Origin of the sequence: Zhongshania aquatica, assembly GCF_027257955.1 — a bacterium.
Lineage (GTDB): Bacteria > Pseudomonadota > Gammaproteobacteria > Pseudomonadales > Spongiibacteraceae > Spongiibacter > Spongiibacter aquatica.
This window is the reverse complement of the sequence record NZ_JANZNQ010000033.1, coordinates 1-24,654: the sequence shown is the minus strand read 5'-3', so window position 1 is coordinate 24,654 and position 24,654 is coordinate 1. Positions and strand designations below refer to the sequence as shown.

The window sequence follows — 24,654 nt, the reverse complement described above, 5'->3', positions numbered from 1 at the left end:
CGTTTATTAACCTGTCGTTGCTTGCCGCGACCAATTTTATCCACCGCCGTTTTCATGTTGTCGTAAATGCCGCGCCGGGGAATACCGCCAAACGTACGGAAGGCATGATAATGGGCGTCAAATAACATCTCGTGAGATTGCGCTAGGTACGCTCTGATGAAGAAGGCCCTGCTGTAGCAAAGCTTGAAGTGGGCGACTTGTAGCTTGGTTCTAACGCCATCGATTTTGACCCAATCCTCACTCCAGTCAAACTGGAAGGCTTCACCGGGAGCAAACCGAAGCGGCACATAAACGTGTTTGCTAGAGTGTCGCTTGGCATCATTCTGAGATGCTCGCCACTGGCGAGCAAAGGCGGCAACATGATCATAGGAGCCCTCATAGCCAATCGACACCAAGTCGCGGTATAGCTGCTTCACTGTTCGACGTTGTTTACGATGCCGTCGTGACTCCCTGAACAACCAACTTGTCAGCGTATCTTTGTAGTCGTTCAAGTTGCTGGGACTAATACGAGAAGGGTAAGCCGGCTCAACTACTGCAGTGGCCAAATACTTACGAACGGTATTACGAGATAACCCAGTTCGCCGAGCGATCTCTCTGATGGGCATTCCTTCGCGGAAATGCCAGCGTCTAATTACACTTAATAATGCCACGTCTATCACTCCTAAATCCCCCGCAGTCATCCTGCGGGTAAGTGTTACACGTGGGTCAAAATTCGATGCAAATATAGGGGGGTAGTGGGTCAGTTTTAAATGCATATATGGTCCGCCCCAATTTGCAAGAGCTGATCATCATGTACATGAAGGATAAGTTGCAGTCATATATCCGGCCTCTAAATGAAGTTTTTGTCTTCGGGCCCTGATGGAATACGCGCATTTCCGTCCTTATCAAATCACCGGCTTTTAACAGCCCTGCACTTAAACAGGCTTCCGGAAACGCAGGCTTCACCTTTCATGCCATCACGCTGATTTTACTCTTAGCAACTCGTCGGCGGGGAGTCTCCTATCTTTGAATTTCGGTGAACGACGGCAATAGTTCATGAATTTGGTCACATGGTCGGTAATGCAAGATCCCGGTGATACTCCATCTTGTTGGCTAGCAGCGCGTAGGCTGTGCGCACCAGTTTGTTTGCCAGCGCCACAATGGCAACATTCTTGTTTCTGCGTTTTAGCAACTCTTGAAGCCAGCGGCTTCTTGGGTCGGATTTACCTTCTACCCGTTGCACGACAGATCGAGCGCCATGAACCAGTAGCTGACGGAGATAAACGTCGCCTCGTTTGCTGATGCCAAGCAATCGCGGCTTTCCTCCGGTTGAGCACTGCCTTGGAACAAGGCCAAGCCAAGCAGATAGCTCTCGTCCATTCTTGAAATTCCTAATGTCGCCTATTGCGGCAATCAGGGCAGTCGAACACATGGGGCCGATTCCAGGAATGCTCATAAGACGCTTTGCATCCTCCTCCGACGATGCAATCTGCTCTATATCGGAATCGAGACCTGAAACTCGCTCGTCCAAATGAACCAATTCACTGTACAGTTGCGCAAGCCAATTACGAAACCTTTCTGTTAAACCATTTTCGGCATCTTCCAATACCAAGGGTATTTGCACTCGTGCACGCCTGATGCCATTGGGCATATCAACCCCGTACTCCAGAAGCAGACCGCGAATTTGGTTCACTAGGGCTGTTCGATTCGCCACTACTTGACTGCGAATTCGATGGAGACTTTGAATATCCTGCTGCTCAACAGTCTTGGCTGATACGAAGCGCATTGTCGGTCGTTGTACCGCTTCACAAATAGCCTCGGCATCCGCCCGATCGTTCTTATTGGATTTAACAAAGGGCTTTACGAATTGCGGTGCTATCAATTTCACCTGGTGTCCATAGGACTGCAAATAGCGGCTCCAGTAGTGGGCACCGGCACACGCTTCCATGCCAATAGTGCAAGGCCGCAGGTTAGCCACAAACTCTTTGAACTGGCTTCGATTACACACCTTGTCCAGCCTGGGGTTACCACGCTCATCAACACCAAACAGTTGAAACGACGATTTGCTAATATCGATACCGATAACCGTGATTGATTGAAGTGCTGCTGCTTTTTTCATGGTTGGCCTCTCTGCGCCTGACAAAGGAACTACTATACTCCTCTGAAACATCCCGCCCGGGGAGAGGGGCGGACCATTCCATTAAATCAACTTCAAGCCTTTAAAGCGGACAGCAACAATAAAGGGCGCTACCTGCGCACCGGTGTATGGACGAATACTCGTCACCCGAACTATTTTGGTAATACCTGTGTATGGTGGGGGATCTGGATTGTCGCGTTTGCCGGTAACCCTGACATCTGGTGGACGATTGCTGGTCCGTTGTTTAACTCCATTATGCTTACTAAGGTGCTGGGTAAGTCATTCCAAGATAACTTCATGGGTGCGCGTCCGGCGTATCAGAAAGTGATAGCGGAAACCAACGGGTTCTTGCCGTGGCCTCCTAAGAAATAAGTCGCTTTGGTTGTACCAAAAGACCCGCTGCAAGTTGACCTGCAGCGGGTCTTTTTTTTATGTGGCTATTCGCTTGGTTAATGCATTGGGCTAAACATGCCTTTGATACTCTCGCCGGTTTGAGAATTGCTGGTCGAGTTATTTTCCGAGGGTTTTCAGCTCTTGTTGCAGGCGCCGGAAGAACTTCGGATCTACGTAATGATGGTTGAGGAAGAATATGTGCAACACTGCGTCGGCGAGGCGTTTTTTCTCCGGTATTTTATGTTTTCCGGGTTCTATTTGTTCCGCCATAAGCCACCCGAGCCATTGCCACCAGATGCTGTCTACCAGCATGGAGGCGGAGTAGGGCGTTTTAATCGGGGACATCATTTCAGCGTCGACCAGACGGTTTATCTGCATCAAAAAACTGGCCTTCGTCTTATCAATCAGGCGTTGGTAGCGCTCCTCAGACACAAGGTCATTTTGAAGAAGGTAGTTAGCACCAATGAACAGGAAGCGGAACTCCCGAGTTAGCTGAAGTAGGTCAATATAAGCCGCGCCAAAGGTGCGGGCATTTGAGAGAACCGGGATCGCCTCGATGGTCTTGGGAAGGATGTCTTCCAGCGCATCGAGATGCTGGGAAATAAGGTCGGCTTTGCGTTTAAAGTGGTAGGTGAGGTTGCCGGGGCTGATTTTTAGCTCCTTGGCAATTTGGCCGATGGAAACGGCTTCGATACCAAATTCATTGAATAGTTGAGCGCTCTTTTCAAGAACGCGCTGCTGAGTGCTTTTTTTCACGTTTTTCTCTGGTTCCATACGTCGAAGTCTAGAGTGTAATGTAAAGCTGCTCGCACTGTCATGGCTTGTCACTGTCTTAGGCCGAAATGAGAAGTCGGCGCTGTAGAGCGGCTCGCCTCGTGTCGGTCAAGCCCGCCATGTCTTTGAGGTAGTTGTTGGCGCCTCCGTGTTGGTGCTCAATTTCCTCTATGCTTGCTTCAAGGTAGCTTGGGTGGACGGTCGCTAGATCCACCAGTTGGGCCATGCGGCCAGGGGGTAGGCGGCTGGTCAGCGCTGCAGCGAGGGCTCTTTCGATTTTGGTGAGAGGATAGCGGCGCTTGCTTTCCATGTGGTCATTGACAATGGTCTGCCAAGGTACGTCGAGGCTGAGCAATACCATGGCGCATACGAAACCGCTGCGGTCTTTGCCTGAGGTGCAGTGGATCAGCATTGGCGAGCCATCGCCTTCTGCTAAATGCGCAAGCACGTCGGCCAGGTTAGGGGCTAGGGTGGTCGGCATACGGCGGTAGGCTTTGCGGAGCACTTGCATTGCCTCTTCGGCCTCGAAATCGTCGGCATTGAGACGCTTAAGAAGCGTGTTTGATTGCACGGCCTCAAGACCTTCGCTGGGTGGTTGGCCCAAAGAGAGGGGAGGTGTGTCGCGCGGCCACATAATGCGGCGGGTTTCGCGTTCTTTGCCGTGGCGAAGATCGCAGACGGCACCAATCCCGATGGCATGAAATTTCTTCAGGTCTTCAGAAAACAGTCGGTCCAGCACCTCGGAACGGTAAATCACGCCGTGGCGAAGCTGTAGTCCGCTTTTAGTGGTGATGCCGCCGAGATCGCGAAAGTTGGGCGCGCTGCCAAGTAGGTCAGGTTCAATGGCGTTGGCTTGAGGTGGGTGTTGTGAGTCATTGATATTCGCTTTTTTTTCCATTGATCTAATGTAATCCCCAAAGTGTTGTGTTCCTATAATGTTGTGCTAGTATGACCATACTATAAAATGCTTTCATACAAAAAAGTGGAATTTATCTCAATGAATACGATTAGCGTAAACTTCCCGGTGGCGCCCGATGTTGCTATGCCGGAACCTCTGCAAGCCATCTTCTTCTATGCTACCGCTCTCGGTGCTCTGGGTGTGTTTATTTACTGCGGGACTGTTGCGATAACGGTGCTCTCTGATCGAAAAGTAATGCCAGATCCTGAGTTTTATGAGCAGTGCTTGCGAGATTCCTATCAGGAGTTGATCTCGGCTTGTTCTGTGAAAAGAAAAGCACCTTCATCAGCAAAGCGTAAAACATCTGATCACTAGATTACCGCCTAATTTTATAAGGTAGATAAGATGGGTAGCATTGAGAATTTCTGAGTTTGGGTGCCGGTGTTATGCGGCGGAGCGCTTACTGGCGGAGTTTGGGTTCTGTCGCCTAAATCAAAAGCCGCGTGATATTTTTATAGAATTGGAATTTTAAATTATCCATATGCGCTAAGTATGATTGCGTTCAAAAGTCCGCACACAGCCAAGGCGGTCGCCAGTCAGTCGCTGTGTAGAAGAGGGTATTCAGAAGCTGGAATCGCAGCAATGGAACGAATTAGTGAGGAGGGGGCCTCAGGAATGCGAGGATTATTAATCCCTAAGTATATTTAAGAGCGACGATAGCTGGCGTAGAAAGATGACTAGTCGAACGGCATCAGTGGTATTACTGAAAATTCATTTATTAGCCACTCCGTACTTATGCGTTGATAGCCAAGCTGGTATTGAACATGGAACTGGACGCGTTGATTCTCTTTGCTATATCCCATTCCTATGATGTGGGCGCGTGCTTTTGCGACGTTCTCTGAGAGTAGATCTATTTTGAAGTTGGTTGCGTAGTGTGCATTGTGTGACATGGTTTTGATCACTTCATTAAAAAATTCTAGAAGTGCGGTTTTGCCTTTCAGTTTAGGGTAGTTAATACCGCTCAAATCGTAGCTAACATTGTCAGTAAAGTATCTGACAATGTCGTCGGCGTTGTTTAGGCTATCTAGTTCGACTATGTAATTTGTGAGCACATCGTTGAGGGCTTGGCGATTTTCAATGTCTTGGATACGTTGCTCTAGCGTTGTCATAATCAGTCACATATTCCTTGCTATTTTGTGGTTAAGATTGCAATAAACACAATCGAAACGGTTTGTATTTTTATTGGCTGCTATTTTTGATGGAAATAGTTGGCGATCGTACGGGCCGTGATTGCGGCGGCAAACATAATTGTTGCACCGCCGTGGGTAAAAAAGGATTACATGTTTGTGCTTATTCGTTTATTCGGTACTCATATAGTCGTTTAATACTTCATGGAAGTGCTGCACGCGGCGTTCCTGATGCGGTAAGTAGAAGCCTTGGAAACCGGATGAGTTCAAGCCTTCTTGCTGCATTTTCGCAATACTCAAATCTTCATCGGCGGTCGTTCCTAGCGACTTTTCTCCATACATGACGTGTTCATACTCACAGTCTTTAACAGGTAAGTCTGGGCCACCTGCTGGTGACGGTGTCGTCTTAATTCCCTTTATCGGATGAACCATCCACCAGTGATCGAAGAGGCAGCGTTGTGGGTCACCAGAGGGGTGGGGGCGAGGACGCAAGAGCTGCACGCCATCTGGTCCAATAGACATGACGGTATTCGGAAAAATATTGTAGATAACGTAATCGGTAAACTGGTAGCTGGCGTAGTTTTGGTAATGCTTGTAGCCTTTTTCTTCGCCTAGCTCCCGTTTTGCTTTTTGAAGCGCATGACGTATTTTTGTGTGATTTTTCTTACCGTAAAACGCATCTGGATCTAGACTCCATTGGCGCATAATTTCAGCTAGATGCTCCGCAACCTCTTCACCTTCTTGTAAAATCGAGGGGTTGTGAGAGGGGAACCATCCGCGGTTGTGACCTTCTGGCAAGGTGTCGAACTGACAGGCTTTATAGTTCGCTTCAATATAGGGAATTAAGCCGGGGTGAAGCACTTGTACATGATAGGCTTCATTGAAATTGTCGGTGATGATTTTCCAGTTGCAGGGACTGTCCGCGGTCATGTTTAACACGCGAATAGTAGCCGGAATATTATAGGACTCAAGGTCGGTCACAATGACCTTACCCAAAAAGTCCTCTAGTGATTTAGCCTCAGGATCCATATTGATCCAAATGAAACCAAATAGATCGCGGCATTGAATTTCTTTCAAGCGCGCTTTGCCGCATGGGCTTCCCTGTGGGAAGTCCTCGTCATTGGGCGCTAGAATATTGACGCCTTTAAGGTCGAATTGCCAGCCGTGATAGGGGCAAGAAAACTGGTTTACAAAGGATTCGCCTTCCTCTGTAATGCGGGTCCCGCGGTGAGGGCAGGAATTATAGAAGGCGCGTATGACGTCGTCATCACCTCTGACGCAAATGATCGATTCTTTGCCCAGATTCATGGTGATGGTCTCGCCCGGCTCGGCGACGTGATACGCCATGCCCGCGACATTCCAAGTTTTCATCCACACATTTTGCCATTCTTTTTGGGAATAGGCTTCGCTGGTATAGCGCTCTGCGCAAATGTCATCATTGCGAAGGGCGACTTCAGCCACCTTTAGTGGCCGGTCTAGCTCTGGTGTAAGGGTGTATGAGCTTGATGGTATCTCGGTCATGAGTAATAACCTCTATTAAATTGCCAATTTATTATGCGCCTGTCGGCTTTCTACGTTTGATAGTTTATGCTTATGCTTTCAAATAAACAATAAAGATTGTTTTTTTAATTAAGACTATCACTATCGGATTTACCTGCTCGGTATTTAGTCACTAAGCATAGGAGAAGCATTTAACTCCTCCTAAACGTAGTCTTAATATCAGCGCCTGGAGCGCGGCCTTACTCGCCGTGCAATGAAATAAACGTACGGCGTTTAAAGAACCACTTTCCGTCGATTTTTACTAGTTCGTCATCATACTGACCGCGTGGGCGAAGGTCGGTGCCATCCTGCATCACCGCCACTTCAGCGGTATAGCTACGCGCGGTAGCGGTGTCGCCCGTCACGCGGATATAGCCTGGAGATATTGCCATAAATACAAAGGGAAATAGCGCCATGCTCTGTTCCCAACCGTTAACAATGTCCTTCTTACCTTTTAGTTCTTCCATGCCGGGTACAACGGTGAGATTCCATTCAGAATCTTCTGCCCAGGTTGACGCCCAAATTTCGGTGCTGCGCTGATTAACGCCGTCTGCATAGGTATCCATTAGTTCGCGAATCATCAGACGATCTTCGAAATTTCCAGTAAATGACATAATGTAGCTCCTTATTGTCGTTATGGTCGTAAGTAATAACGCTATAAAACGCGTATTTATGTAAAACTATTTTTCGCTAAATGTGGCGTCGAGCTAGTTGCTCAATTCGCGTATAAGTTGGCTAAGTGTTTCCTTTGCGTCACCGAATAACATGCGAGTGTTATCTTTAAAGAATAGAGGATTGTCGATGCCAGCAAAACCGGATGCCATAGACCGCTTCATAACAAAAACGGTTCTCGCTTTGTCGACATTGATAACGGGCATACCGTAGATTGGACTACCTTCCATATCTCTCGCGGCAGGGTTAACGACGTCATTTGCGCCTATCACAATAGCAACATCAACATTTTCCATGCGCGGGTTGATGTGATCCATTTCTAATAGTAAATCATAGGAGACATCAGCCTCTGCTAGTAAGACGTTCATATGCCCCGGCATGCGCCCGGCAACGGGGTGGATGCCGTAGATGACTTCGGCATCATTCTTCTCGAGCAATTCCTGTAATTCTTTAACCGCATGTTGCGCTTGAGCAACGGCCATACCGTAACCCGGAATAATGGCGATAGTACTTGCCGCTTCGAGCACATAATAAGCGTCTTGAGCGCTGATTGCTTTTACTTCGCCTTCGATAGTTAGCGTGGAGTTTTTTACTGCGCTAAAGCCAGATAGTAAGACATTACTTAAGGAGCGGTTCATTGCTTTGCACATAATTTGCGTCAAAATAATACCCGACGCACCCACCAGTGATCCGGCGACGATAAGCAAATTATTGTTGATAGCGAAACCGGCTGCGCACGCCGCGAGGCCTGAATAACTATTCAGCAAGGAAATAACCACGGGCATGTCGGCACCGCCGATAGGAATAACGGCAAGAACACCAAACGCCAAAGCTAAGGCGATAACAACATACAGATATGTTGTATTTTCTGGTGATCCCGAGAAAACAACGCAGCTAATGACCATAAGTAAAATGGTCACAGAATTCACAACGGCCTGTCCCTTAAACATAATTGGGCGGCCGACGAGGTTTTCGCTGAGTTTTCCCCAAGCAATAAGACTGCCCGTAAAGGTAACCCCGCCAATCAGTATTGATAAGAAAATGGTGAAGCCAATAAACGCATTGATGCCTATTTCTATGGCGGCTACGCCCACCAATAGACTGGCCATACCACCTAGGCCGTTAAACAGCGCCACCATTTCCGGCATGGCGGTCATGGCTACTTTTCTTGCGATATAAAGACCGATAACCGAACCGGCGGCCATGCTAACGGCAATGTAGCGGTAATCAATAATATGCTGATCAAGTAACGTTGCAAGAACCGCTATTAGCATAGCGACCGCGGAGATGATATTGCCCTTACGCGCGGTAGCTGGCGAGCCTAGCAACTTGAGTCCTAAAATAAACAGTGCAGCACTTATTACATAGCAAATGCCGATAAATAAAGTGGTATTCATTATTTGCTCTCTTTCTTATTTTTGAACATGGCTAGCATGCGGTCAGTTACCGCGTAGCCGCCAATGACGTTGATGGTGGCCAATAGCACAGCGGCGCAACCAATTATTGTCTTGAGTTCTGGCGATGAGGTTCTGCCGGCAATGATCAGTGCACCCAATAAGGTAATTCCTGAAATGGCATTGGACGCCGACATAAGCGGTGTATGTAACGTGGCGGGTACCTTATTTATAAGCTCAAAGCCAAGATATATGGACAGCATTAAAATGAATGCCAAAAATACATAAATTTCCATGTCAGTCCTCCAGACCGTAGTGTTTGCGAATGGCACCATTGACCACCTGCGCGTCGTGGGTAATGACACAGCCGATAAGATCATTTTCGAAATTTAAGGCCATAGATTTTGTGTCGGTGTTCCAAAATTCGTCGATGAGATTGAATACATTTGCCGAATACATTTGGCTGGCGTCACGGGGAACCTCGTTGGCCCAGTTGCCCGTGCCTATAATGGTTACCCCATTCTCTGTAACAATATTTTCACCGGCTACCGATCCTTCGACGTTACCGCCACTCTCGGCGGCCATATCCACTATGACACTGCCGGATTTCATTGCGGCAACGGCATCTGCAGAAATAATGACTGGCGGCTTGCGGCCAAACAGTTGGGCTGTGGTGATAACGACATTCGATTCGGCTATCTCGGCCTTCTGTCCGTCTTTTTGCTTTTGCAATTGTTCTGGCGTGAGTTGCACTGCATAGCCATCGTTGGTTTGGCCGGTTTCACCTAGATCAATATCGAGAAACTTGGCGCCCAATGAGCGCACTTGTTCTGCAACGACTGAACGTGTGTCAAAGGCGGTTACTTTAGCGCCAAGTCGCTTTGCCGTGGCAATGGCCTGAAGGCCTGCGACACCTGCGCCAATGATAAATACCCGCGCCGGCTTCAATGTACCCGCGGGGGTCATCATCATGGGCAGAATGCGATCTAGCTTGTCCATAGCCTTAGACACCATGACATAGCCAGCTAAGTTAGCCTGTGAACTCAATGCGTCCATTTTTTGGGAGCGTGTGGTTCTGGGGACCATCTCCATAGAGATCGCACTGATATTGCAGTCTTGCATAGCATTTATAAGGTCTTTTTCATTAAACGGGTCTAGCCAGCTTATAGAGATAGCGCCTTTCTTATACATATTGATGTCGGTAATGCTCGGCTTGTGAATCCGCGCGACAACATCGGCACCGCTGAGCAGTAATTGGCGATCAGCGGCGATACTTGCGCCGGCATCGGTGTAGTCAGTGTCTTTAAAGCCAGCACCGGCACCGGCATCGGCTTCTATAGAGACCTCCGCACCGAGTTGGCATAGCTTTTTAATTGATTCAGGGATTAGTGCCACACGGCGCTCGCCGGGAGCGACCTCTTTGGGTACGGCTATCAGCATGTAAAGTCTCCAACAATATTGGCATGCAGTGTTTTTTTGTTTTAATCACTGCGCTCAATCACGAACTATACACAAGATAATAAATAAAACAATCATGTTTGTATTTTTAATGATGTCGCGATAGAATCTAGACTTAATTCTTGGCGCTAAATTCTGTTGATCGAGTTTGCTTCCGTATATTCTGGAGAATGACTCGAATTAGATGTTGGTAGACTTCGGAATGAAAGTGCTATTAGTGCGATAAAACATACCTTCAATTAGCGGTGATTTTTATGAATTATAAAAATAAGCAGTTCTATCTAAAAGAGCGGCCAGACGGTGTTGTCACCGATAAAGCGGTACCCCAGCGCGAACAGCTGATAGAACACATCGAAGATGGGGAAATGTTGATCGAAAATCAGTTTATCTCCATTGATCCAGCGATACGAGGGTGGATGAGCGATGAGCCGAGCTATATGCCGCCTATTGAAATTGGCAGTGTTATCCGCAGTTCTACGGTTGGCAAGGTAGTAGAGAGCCGCCACAAGGATTATCAGGTAGGGGATATGGTCTACGGACTAAGCGGCTGGGAAACCTATAGCGTTTCTAATGGTTTTTTTATGAATAAAATACCTGAAAATAGTCCTTACCCGGTAAATTACTATTTAAGTGTGATGGGCGCGGTGGGATTAACTGCTTACTTTGCGATTACCGATCGTTCGGGCTTAAAGCCAGGTGAAACTCTACTAATGAGTGCCGCTGCGGGTGCGGTTGGGTCAATCGGTGGGCAGATCGCTAAACTGATGGGCTGCCGAGTTGTTGGCATGGCCGGCAGCGATGAAAAGTGCGAGTGGGTTAAACATCTTGGTTTCGATGATGTTATCAACTATAAAACCACGACTGATATGACGGCCGCGATTGCAAGGGCCTGTCCAGAAGGCGTGGACGTATACTTTGACAATGTCGGTGGTGACATTTTAGACGCTGCGCTACTTAATCTGAATTCGCATGCGCGGGTTTTATTCTGTGGTTCTATTGCGTCTTATAACGCAACAGAGCCTGTCCCTGGCCCCTATAACTGGTGGCAAATACTAGCACGAAGCGCAGAGGTAAGGGGTTTTCTTGTTAGTGATTATCTGGATAAATTTCCGGAAGCTGCAGTGACACTGGGGGAGTGGGTTGACGCAGGCAAGATTGAATTTAAAGAAGATGTTGTGAAAGGATTTGATAATTGCGTTACTGCTTTTAATCGATTATTCGATGGTAGTAACAATGGAAAAATGCTCATCCAGGTGTAAAAAGTTTGTCATGCGTTCGGCGCTGTATTCAGCGCCTTTTTTTGTCGCTATAATTCGACTTGAATAATACCTTCGTCTGATATCTGCACTGGGTAAGTCGTTAAAGGGATATTTGTCATTTGGCCCATCGGTTTTCCCGTTTCTAAATTGAAACGAACGCCGTGCAAAGGACATGAAATAAAGCAATTCCTTATTCTTCCACCTTCTAACTCGGCGCGCTGGTGCGTACACAGATTATCTATTGCGTACAAGTCACCGCCAGAATTGCAAATAAGTATGCTCTTTCCATTAATGACAATAGCTTTGTTGCTGTTGTCGTCAAGTTCGCTTGCGAGGAAAGTGTTGTGATAGCTAGTCATTGTGTTCACTTTTTATTTGATGATGAAATGTGTTCGTAAATACGACCATAAGTTTAGCATTGAAATAACGTAAATCCTGAAAAAAGACAGGAGGGGGCCCCGGCCAAGGGTTCAGGTTTACGCGTTGAGATATTTGTCTATCGTTTGATGAAGATGACGAATACGACTTTCTTGATAAGACGCTAAACTTACTCGTCCTTTTTTAGAGGCCATCATGCCTTTTTGTACTGCGGGCATATTGCCATCGTCTTGATCAAACACCGGGCCAAGCGCTCCTAATTCCTCTGCTACGGTAAAGGATTGATCCGCCGCTAGTTTATGGACAGGAACAGATTCAGGCTTCTTACTACCTTTGGGGTGGCGAAGAAGAATCATCACATCAAATATACAGCTGTCGTGATTGTCACCGTTGGGCAGAAAGCGATAGACGATATTGCCGTGATAACCCACCCATACTTGGAAGTTAGGGAAGGCGCTGTACAAAATCGCATCTTCGAGTTCGGCCATGGTAGCGTCAGATAAGTCTTCGCCAGAGGCTTCTTCATATATTTTACGGTTGGTTTCCGCTACATACTTGCGGGCTGTGACACCGGCTGGTAGCAGTTGTCCTTCTGAAGAGCTAAGTGCCATGCGACCGGACAGTTCCAATATATCGCGCATTACATCTTCTTCAGTTACACCTGAAAGATGTGGGCTAGGCGTACCCATAGGTGTGACTGAGCGGCTGACATTATCACCAAAGGTGTCGTACTGAGAGTTTGCGTCACCGGTAAAGGTTAAAATTTCGCGGTGGGTTGCCACTGTATGGAATGATTCCATAAATGCCTCGGCGCCAACCTTCCAATTGCATTGTACTTCGCGTTGAACATGAACGGCTTTGTAATATTCTTGAAGAGGAAAGCGGCTAAAGTGGTCTGGCATAGGCGCTAAATATTCTTCAAGTGAAACTGCATTTTCGTCGAAATTGATGAACACAAAACCGCCCCATATCCCTACTTTTACTTGGGGTAGGCTCATATCCATATTATCGAAATGTTTGAAATCCCACTGGCAGGGAATACCCTGAAATTCGCCGTCCAAACTCCACGTTGCTCCGTGGAAGGGGCATTTGAATTCTTTAACGTGGCCGTCTTCGTCGCGTAAAATACGACCGCGATGCAGACATGAATTGATGAAACCTTTGATCTCATTTTCACTGGTTCGTGTCACAATGACCGATTCGTTTATCACTTCGTAAACGTGGTGGTCACCTACTTCAGGAATATCATCCGCTCGGCAGGCCATCTGCCAAACCTTCGGCCATAATTTTTTCGCTTCTTTGTCATGAAATTCACGAGAAATCCAGCGTGACATATCAATGTCATCATCGCCCATGTAGTCGCAGGTATTTTCGCGTAGGTACGCGGGGACATCGACTTCTTCAAAATCAAGAAGATCTTGGAATGAAGTTCCTTCGCAGCGAACATCGCCGCCTTGTTGCCGTGGTTTGCTATTCGTAGTCATAGAGTGTGACTCCCAATTTTTATATTATTTGCAGTTATCGTGTAAGAATATTTACGCCGCTTAGTCCCGGCGCGCCGTATACATGGGTGTAACCTACCTTGGGCGATCCCGGCACTTGTCGAGCACCGCCTTCGCCGCGCAGCTGTACACAGATTTCGTGTACTTGCCGTAAACCGGATGCACCCACGGGCTCTCCGTTGGCCAGGCAGCCTCCGTCAGTATTGACCGGCATGGCGCCATCAATTTTGGTTGCGCCTTCACGCAATAACATTTCCTGTTCGCCGTGCTCGCAAAACCCATTCTCTGCCATATGGATAATTTCGGTGCCGCTGTCGGTGTCTTGTAATTGCATTACGTCGACATCTTTAGGCCCTAGACCGGCGAGTTCAAATGCGGCTTTAGACGCAGTGACAGTCGGTGCATCGGCAACGTTCATTGCCTGTGACGGACTGAATACTTCGAAGCTGCCATAGTGGCGTGTGCGCACAGCCGCCGCTTTTAAGTAAATGGGTTTCTTTGTATAGCGCTCGGCGATATTGGCATTACACAAAATCAATGCCGCGCCACCTTCTGCTGGGCTACAAAACATATATTTGCGCAGCGGGTCGCTCACCATCATCGAGTTGGCAATTTGCTCATAGGACAAGGCTTCTCTGCGCCATGCTGTTGGCGTTAGCGCACCGTTCTGAAACGCTTTTTCCGATACGCGAATTAGCGAGTCGTTCGATATGCCGTGATCGTGCATATAGCGCTGGAACTTCATGGCAAAAAATTGAGTAGTTAACATCATGCCACTTTCGCCATACCAATCGTCCAGACCCCAGTCGCTGGGCTTGGGATTGAAGGCGCCACGAGCGTGTTTATCGAAACCGACAACAACGCCAATATCGTATTCACCCGATTTAATCGCTGTATATGCTGCATGTAATGAGCTGCCGCCGGTGGCGCAACCATTCCATATATTGGTGAATTGCAGCCCGGTTAGACCGAGTTCATTTACTAGCGCGTCGGCGTTGCCGCCGTCTTGACTGCCGCCGTAAGCAAACTGCATGTCTTTCCACGTCAGTCCTGCGTCTGCCAGTGCGGTGCGAATAGCGCTGGCGCCTTGTTGTTGCCCCGTGAGTGTTGGTGAGCGACCAAAGGGGTGTAGACCAATTCCAATAATGGCGACGTCCATTGTTTTACTCCTCGGCGGGCTTAAAGCTGAACATCATAATTTCTTGTCCGCTTTCATCAGTTCGGAAGGGCAGGATCACAAGATCCAATGACATACCAATATGGGGTACTTGGCCTTCAATTAATTCAAACCTGCTTTCAACACGCACGCCGCCAGGCATCTCTACATAACCTACGCCGTAGGGTTTAAACGTTTCGGGTGTCTCGTCACTAAGATAGGGTGACTTGGGCATAAAGCTTTGAATAGTCCATGTCCAGAGCGTACCGCGGTTGCCCAGTGCTGTTATCTCGGTTTCTCTTGAGCCGCAAGCGCGGCAATCATTTTGTGCAGGAAAAGCCGCTTCTCCACAGTGTATGCAGCGGCTGCCTAATAACTCAGGCTTTTCTGCGGGCCATGTAAACAGGCCTTCTTTAATCGCGATCTGTTGTGTCATATCTACTCTCACTGATGAATAGCAATGCCCAGGGAGTCGAGCACGGATTCATGCATAGACTCGGACAGAGTAGGGTGTGCGAAGATGGCGTTTGCTAGTTCGTGCTCAGTGGCTTCGAGCTGCTGTGCAATACAAAAGCCTTGAATTTGCTCGGTGACTTCCGCGCCAATCATATGCGCGCCCAGCAATTCACCACTTTCGGCATCAAAGATGGTTTTAACAAAGCCGACGCTCTCGTCGATGGCGAGCGCTTTGCCGTTGGCGTTTAAATTAAACCGACCAACGCGAATATTTCGTCCGGCGGCTTTTGCCTTTGCTTCAGTCATTCCGACACTAGCAATTTGCGGGCGGCAATAGGTGCAGCCGGGCACGCGATCTTTGCGAAGTGCTTTGGTATTGGCCATACCGGCAATACGTTCGACACAGATGACGGCTTCATGGCTGGCTTTGTGCGCTAGCCATGGAGGACCGGCAACATCGCCGATGGCATATAGGCCAATGATATTCGTTTTGCTAAAAGGATCGGTTTTTATAAAGCCGCGATCGATATCAGCGTGAAGTTCTTCCAAGCCAAGGTCTTGAATATTACCGCTTATGCCCACGGCTAAAATGACGCGGTCTACGGTGATTTTTTCATTGCCATTGGCGGTTTTTAGTTCAGCGGTAACACTGTTGGCGTGATGCTCAACAGTATTGACGGTGGTGTCGGTATGAATACGAATGCCGCGTTCGCGGAAGCTTTTTGCTAGCTGGGCGGAGACATCGCTGTCTTCTACCGGAACGATTTGATTCGCGGCTTCTACTAATGTCACTTCACTACCAAGATCATTGTAGAGACTGGCAAATTCTACGCCGATGGCGCCAGCACCAATCACCAGTAAACGTTCTGGTAGCGCTGTGGGTGTCATCGCTTCGCGGGCGCCCCAAATCAGTTTGCCGTCAACTTTGATGTTCGGAAGATCTCGAGCATGCGCGCCGGTTGCCAAAATAATATGGTCTGCGCGATAGGACTGCTCACCCGTATCGGTGCTTACAGCTAGCGTGAACGGCGCGGTTATTTTTGCGTGTCCCCGAATGACGGTCACCGCGTTTTTATTCATTAGATAGTTTATGCCCTGGCTTAAACGCTTAGCCGTGCTGCGACTGTGGCCAACCAGTTTAGCGAGGTCGAATTTTGGGGTGCCGATATCAAAGCCGAAGTGAGCCGCATGTTTTAGCGTGTGGGCAATATCGGCACCACGGAGTAGGGCTTTTGTGGGGATACAGCCCCAGTTTAGGCACACCCCGCCGAGGTCGGCCTTTTCAACTAGCGCAGTTTTAAAGCCGAGTTGGGCGGCACGTATTGCCGCCACATACCCGCCTGGACCACCGCCAACAACGATAAGATCGAAATCGCTCATGGTGATCTCCCTTAACCCAGCATCGTTGCTGGTTGTTCAAGGAAGCCTTTCAGGCAATGCATAAACTCGGCGGCGAGGGCACCATCAATTACACGGTGATCACTGGCCAGCGACAGTGACATCATCGTTGCAACAGCGAGTTCTCCATTGCGTACCACTGGACGTTGTTCGCCTGTGCCGACTGCGAGGATTGCCGCTTGTGGTGGGTTAATAATGGCATCAAAACTTTTGATACCGTACATACCCAAATTGGACACGCAGAAGGTGCCACCCTGAAACTCATTCGGTGTTAAACGACCGATTTTCGCGCGGGTGGCTAAATCACGTATTTCGTTTGATATGGACAGTAAGCCCTTGGTTTCTGCAGCCCTAACAATAGGCGTTATCAAGCCGTCATCAATAGCAACCGCTACCGAAATATCCGCATGGCTAAACTGACGAATGGTGTCGCCGGTAAATTGGATGTTCATGGCCGGTACTTTTTGCAGCGCGCAGGCGCAGGCCTTAACAATAAAATCATTTACCGACACTTTTGCTTGTCGATTAGCGTTGTTAATTTGTGTGCGTGTTGCGAGTAGCTCATCAATGCAGGCGTCTACATTGACCCGGAAATGGGGTGCAGTTTGTTTTGATTCCTGAAGGCGCTTGGCAATGACTTTGCGCATGCCAGACATTGCCACTTCGGTAAACTCGGGAGTATCGTCAACAGGTGGAGTGACAACAGCAGGTGGTGGTGTATTGCGACGGGCAGCGACAGCTTCCACATCTGCTTTGCATACACGGCCACGGTCACCACTGGCACGGCAGTCAAGTAGATTAACCTTAAGGCTGGTAGCAAGGCGACGGGCGACTGACGTAGCTTTAACATCACTGTCATCGCGATTAATATTGGCGCTGTCTACACTTGTTGCCGGACGTTCAATCTGCCCACCGGCCGACCGTATTGCGGCTTCAATGTCAGCCTTGTTAACCCTGTCATGACTTCCGGTAGGGGAGATGTTATTCAGGTTTATTTGATACTGCTTTGCAAGTCGTCGCGCGATAACCGTCGCCGAAACTTCACTATCGTCACCGCCCTTAGAAAGAGCACCAAGTGATACCGACGTTTTTTCACTAGTGGGCGTTGCTGCTTGCGTTTCTGCCGGGCTATTGTCTGCAACCGGTGTGATTTCTGGCGCGGCCTCAGGTTCAGCCGTAGGCGCGGTTTGCGGCGCTGCTTGCCCAGACAATTTTTGGATAAATGCATTTACCTCATCGTCGCTAACATCTGCGGGCGCAATAACCCCCAGAAGATGCCCGACATTAAATGTATCGCCAGGGTTGGCAATAATGGCGCGCAGAACACCACTGCATGGGGCAGTAATGGTATTGACGATTTTACTGGTTTCAATATCAACTAAATCGGCGTCTTCGGTGACCTCGTCGCCCACGGCGAAATACCAATTACTGATGACACCTTCGGACATTTCCATGCCCCATTTGGGCATGGTAACGGCTGTAATTACTGACATGATCAGGCTCCCAAGACGTCTTTAACGGCACGGATGATGCGCTCAACACTCGGTACATAGGCGTCTTCCAAAACCGGTGAAAATGGCACGGGTGCATGGGGGGCGGTGACTTTACGAATCGGTGCGCGCAGGCTGGCGAAGCCTTTCTCAGCCACGATGCTTGATATATCTGCAGCAAGACTGCAGCGCTCATGGGCTTCGTCAACGATCACTAAGCGACCAGTTATTTCTACGCTCTCTAAAATAGATTCTTCGTCGAGAGGGGAGACGGTGCGTGGGTCAATAACGTCGCAGCTAATACCTTCTTTAGCGAGCTCGTCAGCGGCTTGAATCGCGCGGTGTACCATATTAGAAATAGCGACGATGGTGACGTCGGTGCCTTCCCGTGGGAATGCCGCTTCGCCGAAGGGAATGGCATAGGCCTCGTCGGGTACTTCGCACTTTAGGTCATACATGATCTTGTGTTCTAGGAAAAGAACCGGATCGTCATCTCTAATGGCTTGAATTAACAGGCCTTTAGCGTCGTAAGCATTACTCGGCATAACTACCTTTAAGCCGGGAATATGGGTCACTACGGGGTGCAGCATGCTGGAGTGCTGTGCACCAGCGCGCCAGCCAGCACCGACAGTGCCGCGAATAACCATTGGGGTGCGCGACTTTCCACCAAACATATAGCGAAACTTTGCAGCTTGGTTAAAAATTTGGTCGAAACAAACGCCGATGAAATCGAAGAACATAAGTTCTGCTACTGGGCGTAAACCATTGTTTGCGGCACCCGCAGCGGCACCAATAATGGCTGATTCGCTGATAGGGGTATCAATCACCCGCTCGCGGCCAAATTCGGGCATCAGTCCTTTTGTTACGCCAAAAACACCGCCGTAGGCGTCATCCTGACCCTCGCAGCCAGCGCCGCCAGACACTTCTTCGCCAAGAATAATAACCCGTGGGTCGCGGCGCATTTCTTGTCGCAGCGCATCGTTAATCGCTTCGCGATAGGTTTTGATTGAGCTTGGGCCTTTTATTTTATTAGTCATGCTTAGTTCCTAATTGAAATTCTAGTAAGAGCAGTAAACGTCAGCCATGAGGTCGGTCTCTGGGTCTGGGTTGGGTGCCGCAAGACCCTCTTTCACTGCGGTTTCAATCAGCGCAATAACCTCGGTGTCGATGGCGTCCATATCCTCGGCCTTCAACCAGCCTTCTTTAAGTACGCGTTCTCGGAATATCTTTATGCAGTCGCGGTTTTGCTTAGCGAGTTTGATTTCGTCTTTGCCACGATATAGTTGTGGATCGCCGATAAAGTGACCATCAAATCGAACGGTTTCCGCTTCGATGGCAAACGGACCTTTGCCATCGCGGGCGTGGGCTATAGCGCGTTTGCAAAGCTCATACGTTGCGAAGAAGTCAGTGCCGTCTACGTGCTCAGAAGGCATGCCAAAAGCGCGGTTTCTATCAGCTAAGCTTTCGCAGCCTAGCGCGTAGTTAGCGCCAGTACCTTCTCCGTAGCCGTTGTTTTCAAACATAAAAACATGGGGCAGTTTTAGGACAACGGCGAAGTTTAGGGACTCTAATACTGTGCCCTGGTTGGCACTGCCGTCCCCACCAAAGGACATGGCGATATCTTTGGTGCCCAGTGTTTTGGAGGCCAGCGCCGCGCCGTTGCAGAGAGGCTGACCACCACCAACAATGGCATTGGCGCCGATCATGCCTTTATCGAAGTCGGCGATATGCATGGAGCCGCCTTTACCCTTACACAGGCCGGTGGCTTTACCCATGATCTCCTTCATCATGCCAATAACGTCGCAGCCTTTGGCAATGGAGTGGCCGTGGCCGCGGTGGGTACTGCCGATAATGTCGGTATCGCTGAGATCAATACAGGAGGCGACCGCAATGGATTCTTGGCCGTTCGACGCGTGCACGAAGCCGGGAACATTTCCAGCTTCGAATTCTTTGATACAGCGTTCTTCGAAAATTCTGATGGTTTTCATCGTGCGGTAAGCACGCAATAGAAATTCTGAATCGTATGGCATAAAACTGCCCCTTATTACTGGTTATTTATAGGCTGATTTAAGCTTACACCAAATAATTAAAAAAACAAGCAAGTTTGTTTGGTGTTGAATTTTGTCGTAGGATATATACAAGCACGTGTCTGTTATTGTAAATTGACGCGATAATTACCAGTCTAATGCGGCATTTTGTAAGCTGTTAAAGGAATAGATAATGGCAAAAACGTCATCGAAGGAGGCCGCTGTGAAGGCGCCGAAGAAAGAAGCGGGTTGGCAGGCTGAGAAAAGCGCGATGACCCGGACGGCAATTTTAGATGCAGCGATGACCTGTTTTATAGAAATTGGTTATGCGAATACCACGACAGCGCTCATTGCTAACCATGCGGGTGTGTCGAGGGGGGCAATGATGCATCATTTCCCCTCTAGAATGTCGGTGATGAAGGCGGTTATTGCCTATCTTCATGAGCTGCGTCTGAAAGAGTATATGGAGTTAATGGCTGATATCGACATGCCTGACGCTCAGTTAACTAATAAGGACATTCGTAACTCGGTAGAGATGGCCTGGAACTACGTCAATATGCCGTCGTTTATTGCCTATCAAGAATTGTTGGGTGCGTCGCGTACAGACCCTGAATTAAAGGCAGTCATGGATCCGGTCGAGAAAGATTTTGAAAAGCAATTTTTGCAAATGGCTAAATCGGTATTCCCGCATTGGCAAAAATTACCTGCCTTGGAACCAGCGCATGATTTGGTGCAGTTTCTTATGAAGGGTATGGCGTTGAGTCAGATGTCGACGCGTCGAAATGCGAGAGTTAAAAAAGTAATCGATTATTTGGCATTAATTCTGATGGAAATTTATGACGAATCGATAGAATCCCGATTGGGTGAAGACCCTGCTAAATAAGCTTGATGGATATATTAAAAAAGGCCGCATTTACGGCCTTTTTTAATAGCTGTTTCACTGATTAACTTAAGCCAATGTCGCCTTCGCTAAAGATGGTGCGTAGTTTTCGTTTGGTAATGCGCCAGCCAGCGTCTGTTAGCGCGAGTTCGTCACTGTACTCACCCCACAATGTCAAAATATGGCCTTCGTAACTATCTTTTCCAAGGTGCAGAGCTTGTAGGTAGCACGTCGCGGTAGCGGTATTGTCGTCCAGCTTTACGCGAATATTACTGAGCATATGCTGGGTTTCAGTGCATTGCTCTAATACACCACAGACCAAGTCTTTCACTTCCTTTGTGCCGGTGCACTCACCTATGCCAACATACTCAACCTTTGCATCGACAGAAAATACATTGTCTAGTAAGTCATATTCCTTTCTATCTAGTGCAGTTGCGTATTCTAAAATTAAGTTTTCTATTTCCCGAATTTGTATCAATTGCTTTGTGTCGATCATTGTAATCTCCTGATGTTATTAGATATTTCTACTTCTTATACCGACGGGTTTTTCTCCCGCCGGCAAGAGCCAAGTGAAATACTGGAGATCACTGCGCAACAAGGCAGCCATCGACCACAAGTTCGCTGCCAGATACGTAGCTAGATTCGTCTGAGGCAAGAAATAATACGCAGTTTGCAACTTCTTCTGGGGTACCCAGTCTTGCCATTGGGATGGAGTCTACAAGTATGTCAAATTGCGCCGGATTGTCGCGCATCGCATCTTCTTGGATGTTCGTCATTATCATTCCTGGGTGTACGGAATTACAGCGAATGTTGTGGCGGGCATTTTCGAGCGCCACAGTCTTGGTAAGCAGGCGTACGCCGCCTTTACTTACGCCATAGGCGCCAGTGCCGGGCATTCCAACTAGGCCGGCGACAGATGACATGTTCACGATTGAGCCGCCGCCAGTCTTGCGCATTGCTTTAATTGCTTCACGGCATCCAAGAAAGACGCTAGTCATATTGATGTCCATTTGGCGCTCGTATTCGTCCAATGTCATAACATCCACATTTCGCAAAACCGCAACGCCAGCATTGTTTACTAGAATATCCATTTGGCCAAACTTGGCCTCGACCGCTGAAACTGTGTCGATCCAGCCTTGTTCAGACGTCACATTTTGAGGTAGGCAAATGGCTTCGGCGCCGAGCTCTTTAACTTCTGCTAATGTTCTTTCTAAGCCTTCAGCATTGATATCTGTAAGGACGAGTTTAGCGCCTTCCTTTGCGAACGCTAGGGCGATAGAGCGGCCAAGGCCAGGCTTAGATGCGGCGCCAGTGATTAGGGCAACTTTATTATGTAAACGAGTCATTATAATTCCTTATTACATTATTAGTGGGTATACACAGCACCCTATATAGGCGCTATCAATTAATTGAGGTTAGCTGTTCGATTTTTGTATGAAATCGTGTATCCTCAAATAAAAACAAGTCTGACTGTTTTATATTGAGCCAAAAAGTATGTCTTGGCAACTCTACGACACGATATTTTTCAGGCCTGCTTTCGTTTTACGCCACTAACAATAAATAATGAGTTTCCCTATGAGAAAAATTCAGAAAGTTGTTCTATCTAGTCGCCCCGATGGGGTTTTAAAAACTGATAATTTTCAATTGCTTGAGGGCAACTGTCCATCTATAGGGGAGGGCCAATTTTTAATTAAAAATAGCTATCTGTCCTTAGATGCCGGATTTCGTCAGTGGATGAATGAAGGCGCTTCAGATAACTACTTGTCAGCCATGCCACTCGGCGAAGCGGTGCAAAGTATTGTGTTAGGCGAGATTGTGGAATCTCGTCATCCAGATTATCCAGTCGGGGTCCATGTTGTGGGAAGAACGGCTTGGGAAACCTACAGTATTGCTGACGGCAGTGACTTAATGACTATTGTAGACGTGGGTAATGGTGTTACTGAGGAGCATCATTTAAGTGTACTGGGTCCATCGGGAATGACCGCGTATTTTGGTCTAAGGGATATCGGTAAAGCGAAAGCTGGCGACACCGTTCTGGTTAGCGCAGCGGCGGGTGGCGTGGGTAGTTTGGTCGGCCAAATGGCAAAGATCCTAGGCTGTCGAACCATTGGCATTAGTAGCTCTGACAAAAAATGTAAATGGTTGACTACAGATCTGCAGTACGACGATGTTATTAACTACAATTCTGAGCCAGGCCTAGATAAAAGTATTAAAGCGCTCGCGCCAGATGGTGTCGATGTGTACTTTGATAATGTTGGCGGTGAGATGCTAGATACTGTGCTTCCGCATCTTGCCTTAAAAGCGCGGGTTGTGCTGTGTGGCGCAATATCCCAATACGACGATGATAGCCACGCTGGGGTGCGTAATATGTGGGAACTCATTACCAAACGCGCTCGCGCTGAAGGCTTCATGTTCTCTGATTATGTCGACGACTATGAGGATGCCGCTACAGTGATAAGCCAGTGGGTGGCGGAAGGGAAGCTAAATGCACCAGTTAGCCTTACTCATGGTATTTCGACTACTGCAGCCGCGTTCTGCGATATGTTGACGGGTAAAAATTTAGGGAAGAGCTTAGTTAAGCTTTTCTGATCTTTTGATGATCGCGATAATCTCGCTATTAATAATAAAAACAATTTTGTTGGTTTTTTTTGATTTGAGTGATATTTTAGAGATTCTCACGTGTTGGTAATACCAACTCCGTCTTCAGAAGCCCCCGAAGAACGTGAATAACTAATATTAATAATGATGTACGTCATCAGAGGATAGACTATGAATAAGCACTTTCTACTGACTCCACTTGCGATAGCAATTGGGAGTACTCTGTTTCTCCCAGGATTGTCCTATGCTCAGGAAAATGCCGCTCGCGGTGGCCTAGAAGAGGTTCTGGTCACGGCGCGTAAGCGTGAAGAGACATTGCAGGACGCGCCTGTTGCGGTCAGCGCAATTTCTCAGGAGAGAATTGAAAAGTTCGATGTCACCAGTTTAGAACGAATTGCAGCACTGTCTCCACAGTTCTTTGTGGGGCGCTCGTCTAACGGTTCCGGTGCTCAAATGACATTGCGTGGTATCGGTTCTAGTTCAACCAGTATTGGTATTGAGCAATCTGTAGCCGTGGTTCTGGATGGTGTTTATTACGGTCAAGGTCGTGTCCTTAACGAGGGTATGTTTGATTTAGCACAAATAGAATTGTTGAAAGGCCCACAAGCGCTATTCTTTGGTAAAAACGCAACCGCCGGTGTGGTATCGATTACTTCTGCCAAGCCTACCGACGAATTTGAAGCGATTGTTCGTGCGGGCTATGAGTTTGAAGCAGAACAGTATCGCTTAGAAGGTATTGTGTCTGGCCCACTCAGCGATACAGTGAAAGCGCGTTTCTCTATTAGGCACAGTGAAATGGACGGTGGCTATTTTAGTAACCAGTCTAAAGAGCAGCCATATACGACATTTGATGTTGCTGACGGAAGTTCAACCACTTACACCTCACCTGCGGATAACCGCGACGCGCCGGGCGAAGAAGAAACCTTGGCGAGGTTGACTGTTGCTGTAGATCCTATTAACCCGGCGGATTTTGGTATCTGTTATGCGGCATAACGAATTTTCTCGTGCTTAAAATATTTGCGGACACGATGTGGCTTCCGTTGCAGCATACGCATGTGCTTCGATACCTTCTGTTTGAG

General features: G+C 48.1%; 26 protein-coding genes. 6 read left to right on the top strand and 20 right to left on the bottom strand.

Annotated features, from left to right (window positions below; translation table 11 throughout):
- Together istA and O9X78_RS18685 are read right to left on the bottom strand one after the other, a co-directional pair.
- A partial coding sequence (istA, locus tag O9X78_RS18690) for an IS21 family transposase (RefSeq protein ID WP_269621256.1) occupies window positions 1-659 on the bottom strand: 659 nt, incomplete at its 3' end.
- A gap of 386 nt (window positions 660-1,045) precedes the next feature.
- A complete protein-coding gene (locus tag O9X78_RS18685) occupies window positions 1,046-2,098 on the bottom strand; it encodes an IS110 family RNA-guided transposase (RefSeq protein ID WP_269621255.1) in 1,053 nt (350 codons plus the stop codon).
- A 42-nt stretch (window positions 2,099-2,140) separates the two neighbouring features.
- On the opposite strand from O9X78_RS18685, the gene O9X78_RS20970 reads away from it, so the two are divergent.
- Window positions 2,141-2,488, top strand: coding sequence for a DUF1295 domain-containing protein (locus O9X78_RS20970; RefSeq protein ID WP_350339246.1), 348 nt, complete (start codon window positions 2,141-2,143; stop codon window positions 2,486-2,488).
- A 138-nt stretch (window positions 2,489-2,626) separates the two neighbouring features.
- Here O9X78_RS20970 and O9X78_RS18680 read toward each other — a convergent pair whose 3' ends face one another.
- Both O9X78_RS18680 and O9X78_RS18675 read right to left on the bottom strand, forming a co-directional pair.
- The gene (locus O9X78_RS18680; RefSeq protein WP_269621254.1) at window positions 2,627-3,283 is read right to left on the bottom strand and encodes a TetR/AcrR family transcriptional regulator; all 657 of its coding nucleotides are present in this window, start codon (window positions 3,281-3,283) and stop codon (window positions 2,627-2,629) included.
- Window positions 3,284-3,341: 58 nt separating this feature from the next.
- The gene (locus O9X78_RS18675) at window positions 3,342-4,181 is read right to left on the bottom strand and encodes a tyrosine-protein phosphatase (protein WP_269621253.1); all 840 of its coding nucleotides are present in this window, start codon (window positions 4,179-4,181) and stop codon (window positions 3,342-3,344) included.
- Window positions 4,182-4,280: 99 nt separating this feature from the next.
- Between O9X78_RS18675 and O9X78_RS18670 the strand changes: the two genes are divergently transcribed.
- Window positions 4,281-4,556 (top strand): WS/DGAT domain-containing protein, encoded by a 276-nt coding sequence (locus O9X78_RS18670; protein ID WP_269621252.1) that lies wholly within the window; start codon window positions 4,281-4,283, stop codon window positions 4,554-4,556.
- A gap of 362 nt (window positions 4,557-4,918) precedes the next feature.
- Here O9X78_RS18670 and O9X78_RS18665 read toward each other — a convergent pair whose 3' ends face one another.
- The 6 genes from O9X78_RS18665 to O9X78_RS18640 all read right to left on the bottom strand — a co-directional run bounded on the left by O9X78_RS18665 (window position 4,919) and on the right by O9X78_RS18640 (window position 10,413).
- The gene (locus tag O9X78_RS18665; RefSeq protein ID WP_269621251.1) at window positions 4,919-5,350 is read right to left on the bottom strand and encodes a nuclear transport factor 2 family protein; all 432 of its coding nucleotides are present in this window, start codon (window positions 5,348-5,350) and stop codon (window positions 4,919-4,921) included.
- A 189-nt stretch (window positions 5,351-5,539) separates the two neighbouring features.
- Window positions 5,540-6,889: an aromatic ring-hydroxylating oxygenase subunit alpha gene (locus tag O9X78_RS18660; protein ID WP_269621250.1), complete on the bottom strand. Its 1,350-nt coding sequence runs from the start codon at window positions 6,887-6,889 to the stop codon at window positions 5,540-5,542.
- 218 nt (window positions 6,890-7,107) lie between these two features.
- The gene (locus tag O9X78_RS18655; RefSeq protein WP_269621249.1) at window positions 7,108-7,521 is read right to left on the bottom strand and encodes a nuclear transport factor 2 family protein; all 414 of its coding nucleotides are present in this window, start codon (window positions 7,519-7,521) and stop codon (window positions 7,108-7,110) included.
- 93 nt (window positions 7,522-7,614) lie between these two features.
- Complete coding sequence (locus O9X78_RS18650; protein WP_269621247.1) at window positions 7,615-8,976, bottom strand: NAD(P)(+) transhydrogenase (Re/Si-specific) subunit beta; 1,362 nt, start codon at window positions 8,974-8,976, stop codon at window positions 7,615-7,617.
- Complete coding sequence (locus O9X78_RS18645) at window positions 8,976-9,269, bottom strand: NAD(P) transhydrogenase subunit alpha part 2 (protein ID WP_269621246.1); 294 nt, start codon at window positions 9,267-9,269, stop codon at window positions 8,976-8,978. The genes O9X78_RS18650 and O9X78_RS18645 overlap by 1 nt, the downstream gene beginning before the upstream one ends.
- Before the next feature lies 1 nt (window position 9,270).
- Complete coding sequence (locus O9X78_RS18640; RefSeq protein WP_269621245.1) at window positions 9,271-10,413, bottom strand: NAD(P) transhydrogenase subunit alpha; 1,143 nt, start codon at window positions 10,411-10,413, stop codon at window positions 9,271-9,273.
- Between the two features lie 272 nt (window positions 10,414-10,685).
- On the opposite strand from O9X78_RS18640, the gene O9X78_RS18635 reads away from it, so the two are divergent.
- Window positions 10,686-11,690 carry an NADP-dependent oxidoreductase gene (locus O9X78_RS18635; RefSeq protein WP_269621244.1) on the top strand — a complete coding sequence of 335 codons (1,005 nt, stop codon included), beginning with the start codon at window positions 10,686-10,688 and terminating at the stop codon, window positions 11,688-11,690.
- A 47-nt stretch (window positions 11,691-11,737) separates the two neighbouring features.
- Here the strand turns inward: O9X78_RS18635 and O9X78_RS18630 are convergent, their stop codons facing one another.
- The 8 genes from O9X78_RS18630 to O9X78_RS18595 all read right to left on the bottom strand — a co-directional run bounded on the left by O9X78_RS18630 (window position 11,738) and on the right by O9X78_RS18595 (window position 20,100).
- Entirely contained in the window at window positions 11,738-12,049 is a 312-nt protein-coding gene (locus tag O9X78_RS18630; protein ID WP_269621243.1) for a Rieske (2Fe-2S) protein, read from the bottom strand.
- A 117-nt stretch (window positions 12,050-12,166) separates the two neighbouring features.
- Window positions 12,167-13,552 carry an aromatic ring-hydroxylating oxygenase subunit alpha gene (locus tag O9X78_RS18625; RefSeq protein ID WP_269621241.1) on the bottom strand — a complete coding sequence of 462 codons (1,386 nt, stop codon included), beginning with the start codon at window positions 13,550-13,552 and terminating at the stop codon, window positions 12,167-12,169.
- 34 nt (window positions 13,553-13,586) lie between these two features.
- Window positions 13,587-14,729 (bottom strand): thiolase family protein, encoded by a 1,143-nt coding sequence (locus tag O9X78_RS18620; RefSeq protein WP_269621239.1) that lies wholly within the window; start codon window positions 14,727-14,729, stop codon window positions 13,587-13,589.
- A 4-nt stretch (window positions 14,730-14,733) separates the two neighbouring features.
- A complete protein-coding gene (locus O9X78_RS18615; protein WP_219044651.1) occupies window positions 14,734-15,162 on the bottom strand; it encodes a Zn-ribbon domain-containing OB-fold protein in 429 nt (142 codons plus the stop codon).
- 8 nt (window positions 15,163-15,170) lie between these two features.
- A complete protein-coding gene (gene lpdA, locus O9X78_RS18610) occupies window positions 15,171-16,562 on the bottom strand; it encodes a dihydrolipoyl dehydrogenase (protein WP_269621237.1) in 1,392 nt (463 codons plus the stop codon).
- A gap of 11 nt (window positions 16,563-16,573) precedes the next feature.
- Entirely contained in the window at window positions 16,574-18,073 is a 1,500-nt protein-coding gene (locus O9X78_RS18605) for a dihydrolipoamide acetyltransferase family protein (RefSeq protein ID WP_269621236.1), read from the bottom strand.
- Window positions 18,074-18,075: 2 nt separating this feature from the next.
- Entirely contained in the window at window positions 18,076-19,107 is a 1,032-nt protein-coding gene (locus O9X78_RS18600) for an alpha-ketoacid dehydrogenase subunit beta (protein ID WP_269621235.1), read from the bottom strand.
- A gap of 21 nt (window positions 19,108-19,128) precedes the next feature.
- On the bottom strand, window positions 19,129-20,100 hold the full coding sequence (locus O9X78_RS18595; RefSeq protein WP_269621234.1) for a thiamine pyrophosphate-dependent dehydrogenase E1 component subunit alpha: 972 nt from the start codon (window positions 20,098-20,100) through the stop codon (window positions 19,129-19,131).
- Window positions 20,101-20,290: 190 nt separating this feature from the next.
- On the opposite strand from O9X78_RS18595, the gene O9X78_RS18590 reads away from it, so the two are divergent.
- Window positions 20,291-20,980, top strand: coding sequence for a TetR/AcrR family transcriptional regulator (locus tag O9X78_RS18590; protein WP_269621233.1), 690 nt, complete (start codon window positions 20,291-20,293; stop codon window positions 20,978-20,980).
- A 61-nt stretch (window positions 20,981-21,041) separates the two neighbouring features.
- Here O9X78_RS18590 and O9X78_RS18585 read toward each other — a convergent pair whose 3' ends face one another.
- Window positions 21,042-21,473, bottom strand: a complete 432-nt coding sequence (locus tag O9X78_RS18585; protein WP_269621232.1) for a nuclear transport factor 2 family protein — start codon at window positions 21,471-21,473, stop codon at window positions 21,042-21,044.
- Window positions 21,474-21,561: 88 nt separating this feature from the next.
- Window positions 21,562-22,323, bottom strand: coding sequence for an SDR family NAD(P)-dependent oxidoreductase (locus O9X78_RS18580; RefSeq protein ID WP_269621231.1), 762 nt, complete (start codon window positions 22,321-22,323; stop codon window positions 21,562-21,564).
- Between the two features lie 229 nt (window positions 22,324-22,552).
- Here O9X78_RS18580 and O9X78_RS18575 point away from each other — a divergent pair, with 229 nt between their 5' ends.
- Window positions 22,553-23,566, top strand: coding sequence for an NADP-dependent oxidoreductase (locus tag O9X78_RS18575; RefSeq protein WP_269621230.1), 1,014 nt, complete (start codon window positions 22,553-22,555; stop codon window positions 23,564-23,566).
- A gap of 180 nt (window positions 23,567-23,746) precedes the next feature.
- Window positions 23,747-24,568 (top strand): TonB-dependent receptor plug domain-containing protein, encoded by an 822-nt coding sequence (locus O9X78_RS18570; RefSeq protein WP_269621229.1) that lies wholly within the window; start codon window positions 23,747-23,749, stop codon window positions 24,566-24,568.
- The last annotated feature ends 86 nt before the right edge of the window (window positions 24,569-24,654 follow it).

Bases quoted from the DNA above. Each gene is read 5' to 3' on its own strand.
- O9X78_RS18595 (WP_269621234.1), bottom strand. From the start codon at position 20,100: ATGCCATACGATTCAGAATTTCTATTGCGTGCTTACCGCACGATGAAA.
- O9X78_RS18605 (WP_269621236.1), bottom strand. From the start codon at position 18,073: ATGTCAGTAATTACAGCCGTTACCATGCCCAAATGGGGCATGGAAATG.
- O9X78_RS18645 (WP_269621246.1), bottom strand. From the start codon at position 9,269: ATGGAAATTTATGTATTTTTGGCATTCATTTTAATGCTGTCCATATAT.
- O9X78_RS18615 (WP_219044651.1), bottom strand. From the start codon at position 15,162: ATGACACAACAGATCGCGATTAAAGAAGGCCTGTTTACATGGCCCGCA.
- O9X78_RS18640 (WP_269621245.1), bottom strand. From the start codon at position 10,413: ATGCTGATAGCCGTACCCAAAGAGGTCGCTCCCGGCGAGCGCCGTGTG.
- O9X78_RS18620 (WP_269621239.1), bottom strand. From the start codon at position 14,729: ATGGACGTCGCCATTATTGGAATTGGTCTACACCCCTTTGGTCGCTCA.
- O9X78_RS18590 (WP_269621233.1), top strand. From the start codon at position 20,291: ATGGCAAAAACGTCATCGAAGGAGGCCGCTGTGAAGGCGCCGAAGAAA.
- O9X78_RS18665 (WP_269621251.1), bottom strand. From the start codon at position 5,350: ATGACAACGCTAGAGCAACGTATCCAAGACATTGAAAATCGCCAAGCC.
- O9X78_RS18635 (WP_269621244.1), top strand. From the start codon at position 10,686: ATGAATTATAAAAATAAGCAGTTCTATCTAAAAGAGCGGCCAGACGGT.
- O9X78_RS18650 (WP_269621247.1), bottom strand. From the start codon at position 8,976: ATGAATACCACTTTATTTATCGGCATTTGCTATGTAATAAGTGCTGCA.
- O9X78_RS18655 (WP_269621249.1), bottom strand. From the start codon at position 7,521: ATGTCATTTACTGGAAATTTCGAAGATCGTCTGATGATTCGCGAACTA.
- O9X78_RS18580 (WP_269621231.1), bottom strand. From the start codon at position 22,323: ATGACTCGTTTACATAATAAAGTTGCCCTAATCACTGGCGCCGCATCT.
- O9X78_RS18685 (WP_269621255.1), bottom strand. From the start codon at position 2,098: ATGAAAAAAGCAGCAGCACTTCAATCAATCACGGTTATCGGTATCGAT.
- O9X78_RS18675 (WP_269621253.1), bottom strand. From the start codon at position 4,181: ATGGAAAAAAAAGCGAATATCAATGACTCACAACACCCACCTCAAGCC.
- O9X78_RS18660 (WP_269621250.1), bottom strand. From the start codon at position 6,889: ATGACCGAGATACCATCAAGCTCATACACCCTTACACCAGAGCTAGAC.
- O9X78_RS18630 (WP_269621243.1), bottom strand. From the start codon at position 12,049: ATGACTAGCTATCACAACACTTTCCTCGCAAGCGAACTTGACGACAAC.
- O9X78_RS18585 (WP_269621232.1), bottom strand. From the start codon at position 21,473: ATGATCGACACAAAGCAATTGATACAAATTCGGGAAATAGAAAACTTA.
- O9X78_RS18570 (WP_269621229.1), top strand. From the start codon at position 23,747: ATGAATAAGCACTTTCTACTGACTCCACTTGCGATAGCAATTGGGAGT.
- O9X78_RS18670 (WP_269621252.1), top strand. From the start codon at position 4,281: ATGAATACGATTAGCGTAAACTTCCCGGTGGCGCCCGATGTTGCTATG.
- O9X78_RS18680 (WP_269621254.1), bottom strand. From the start codon at position 3,283: ATGGAACCAGAGAAAAACGTGAAAAAAAGCACTCAGCAGCGCGTTCTT.
- O9X78_RS18625 (WP_269621241.1), bottom strand. From the start codon at position 13,552: ATGACTACGAATAGCAAACCACGGCAACAAGGCGGCGATGTTCGCTGC.
- O9X78_RS18575 (WP_269621230.1), top strand. From the start codon at position 22,553: ATGAGAAAAATTCAGAAAGTTGTTCTATCTAGTCGCCCCGATGGGGTT.
- O9X78_RS18600 (WP_269621235.1), bottom strand. From the start codon at position 19,107: ATGACTAATAAAATAAAAGGCCCAAGCTCAATCAAAACCTATCGCGAA.
- lpdA (WP_269621237.1), bottom strand. From the start codon at position 16,562: ATGAGCGATTTCGATCTTATCGTTGTTGGCGGTGGTCCAGGCGGGTAT.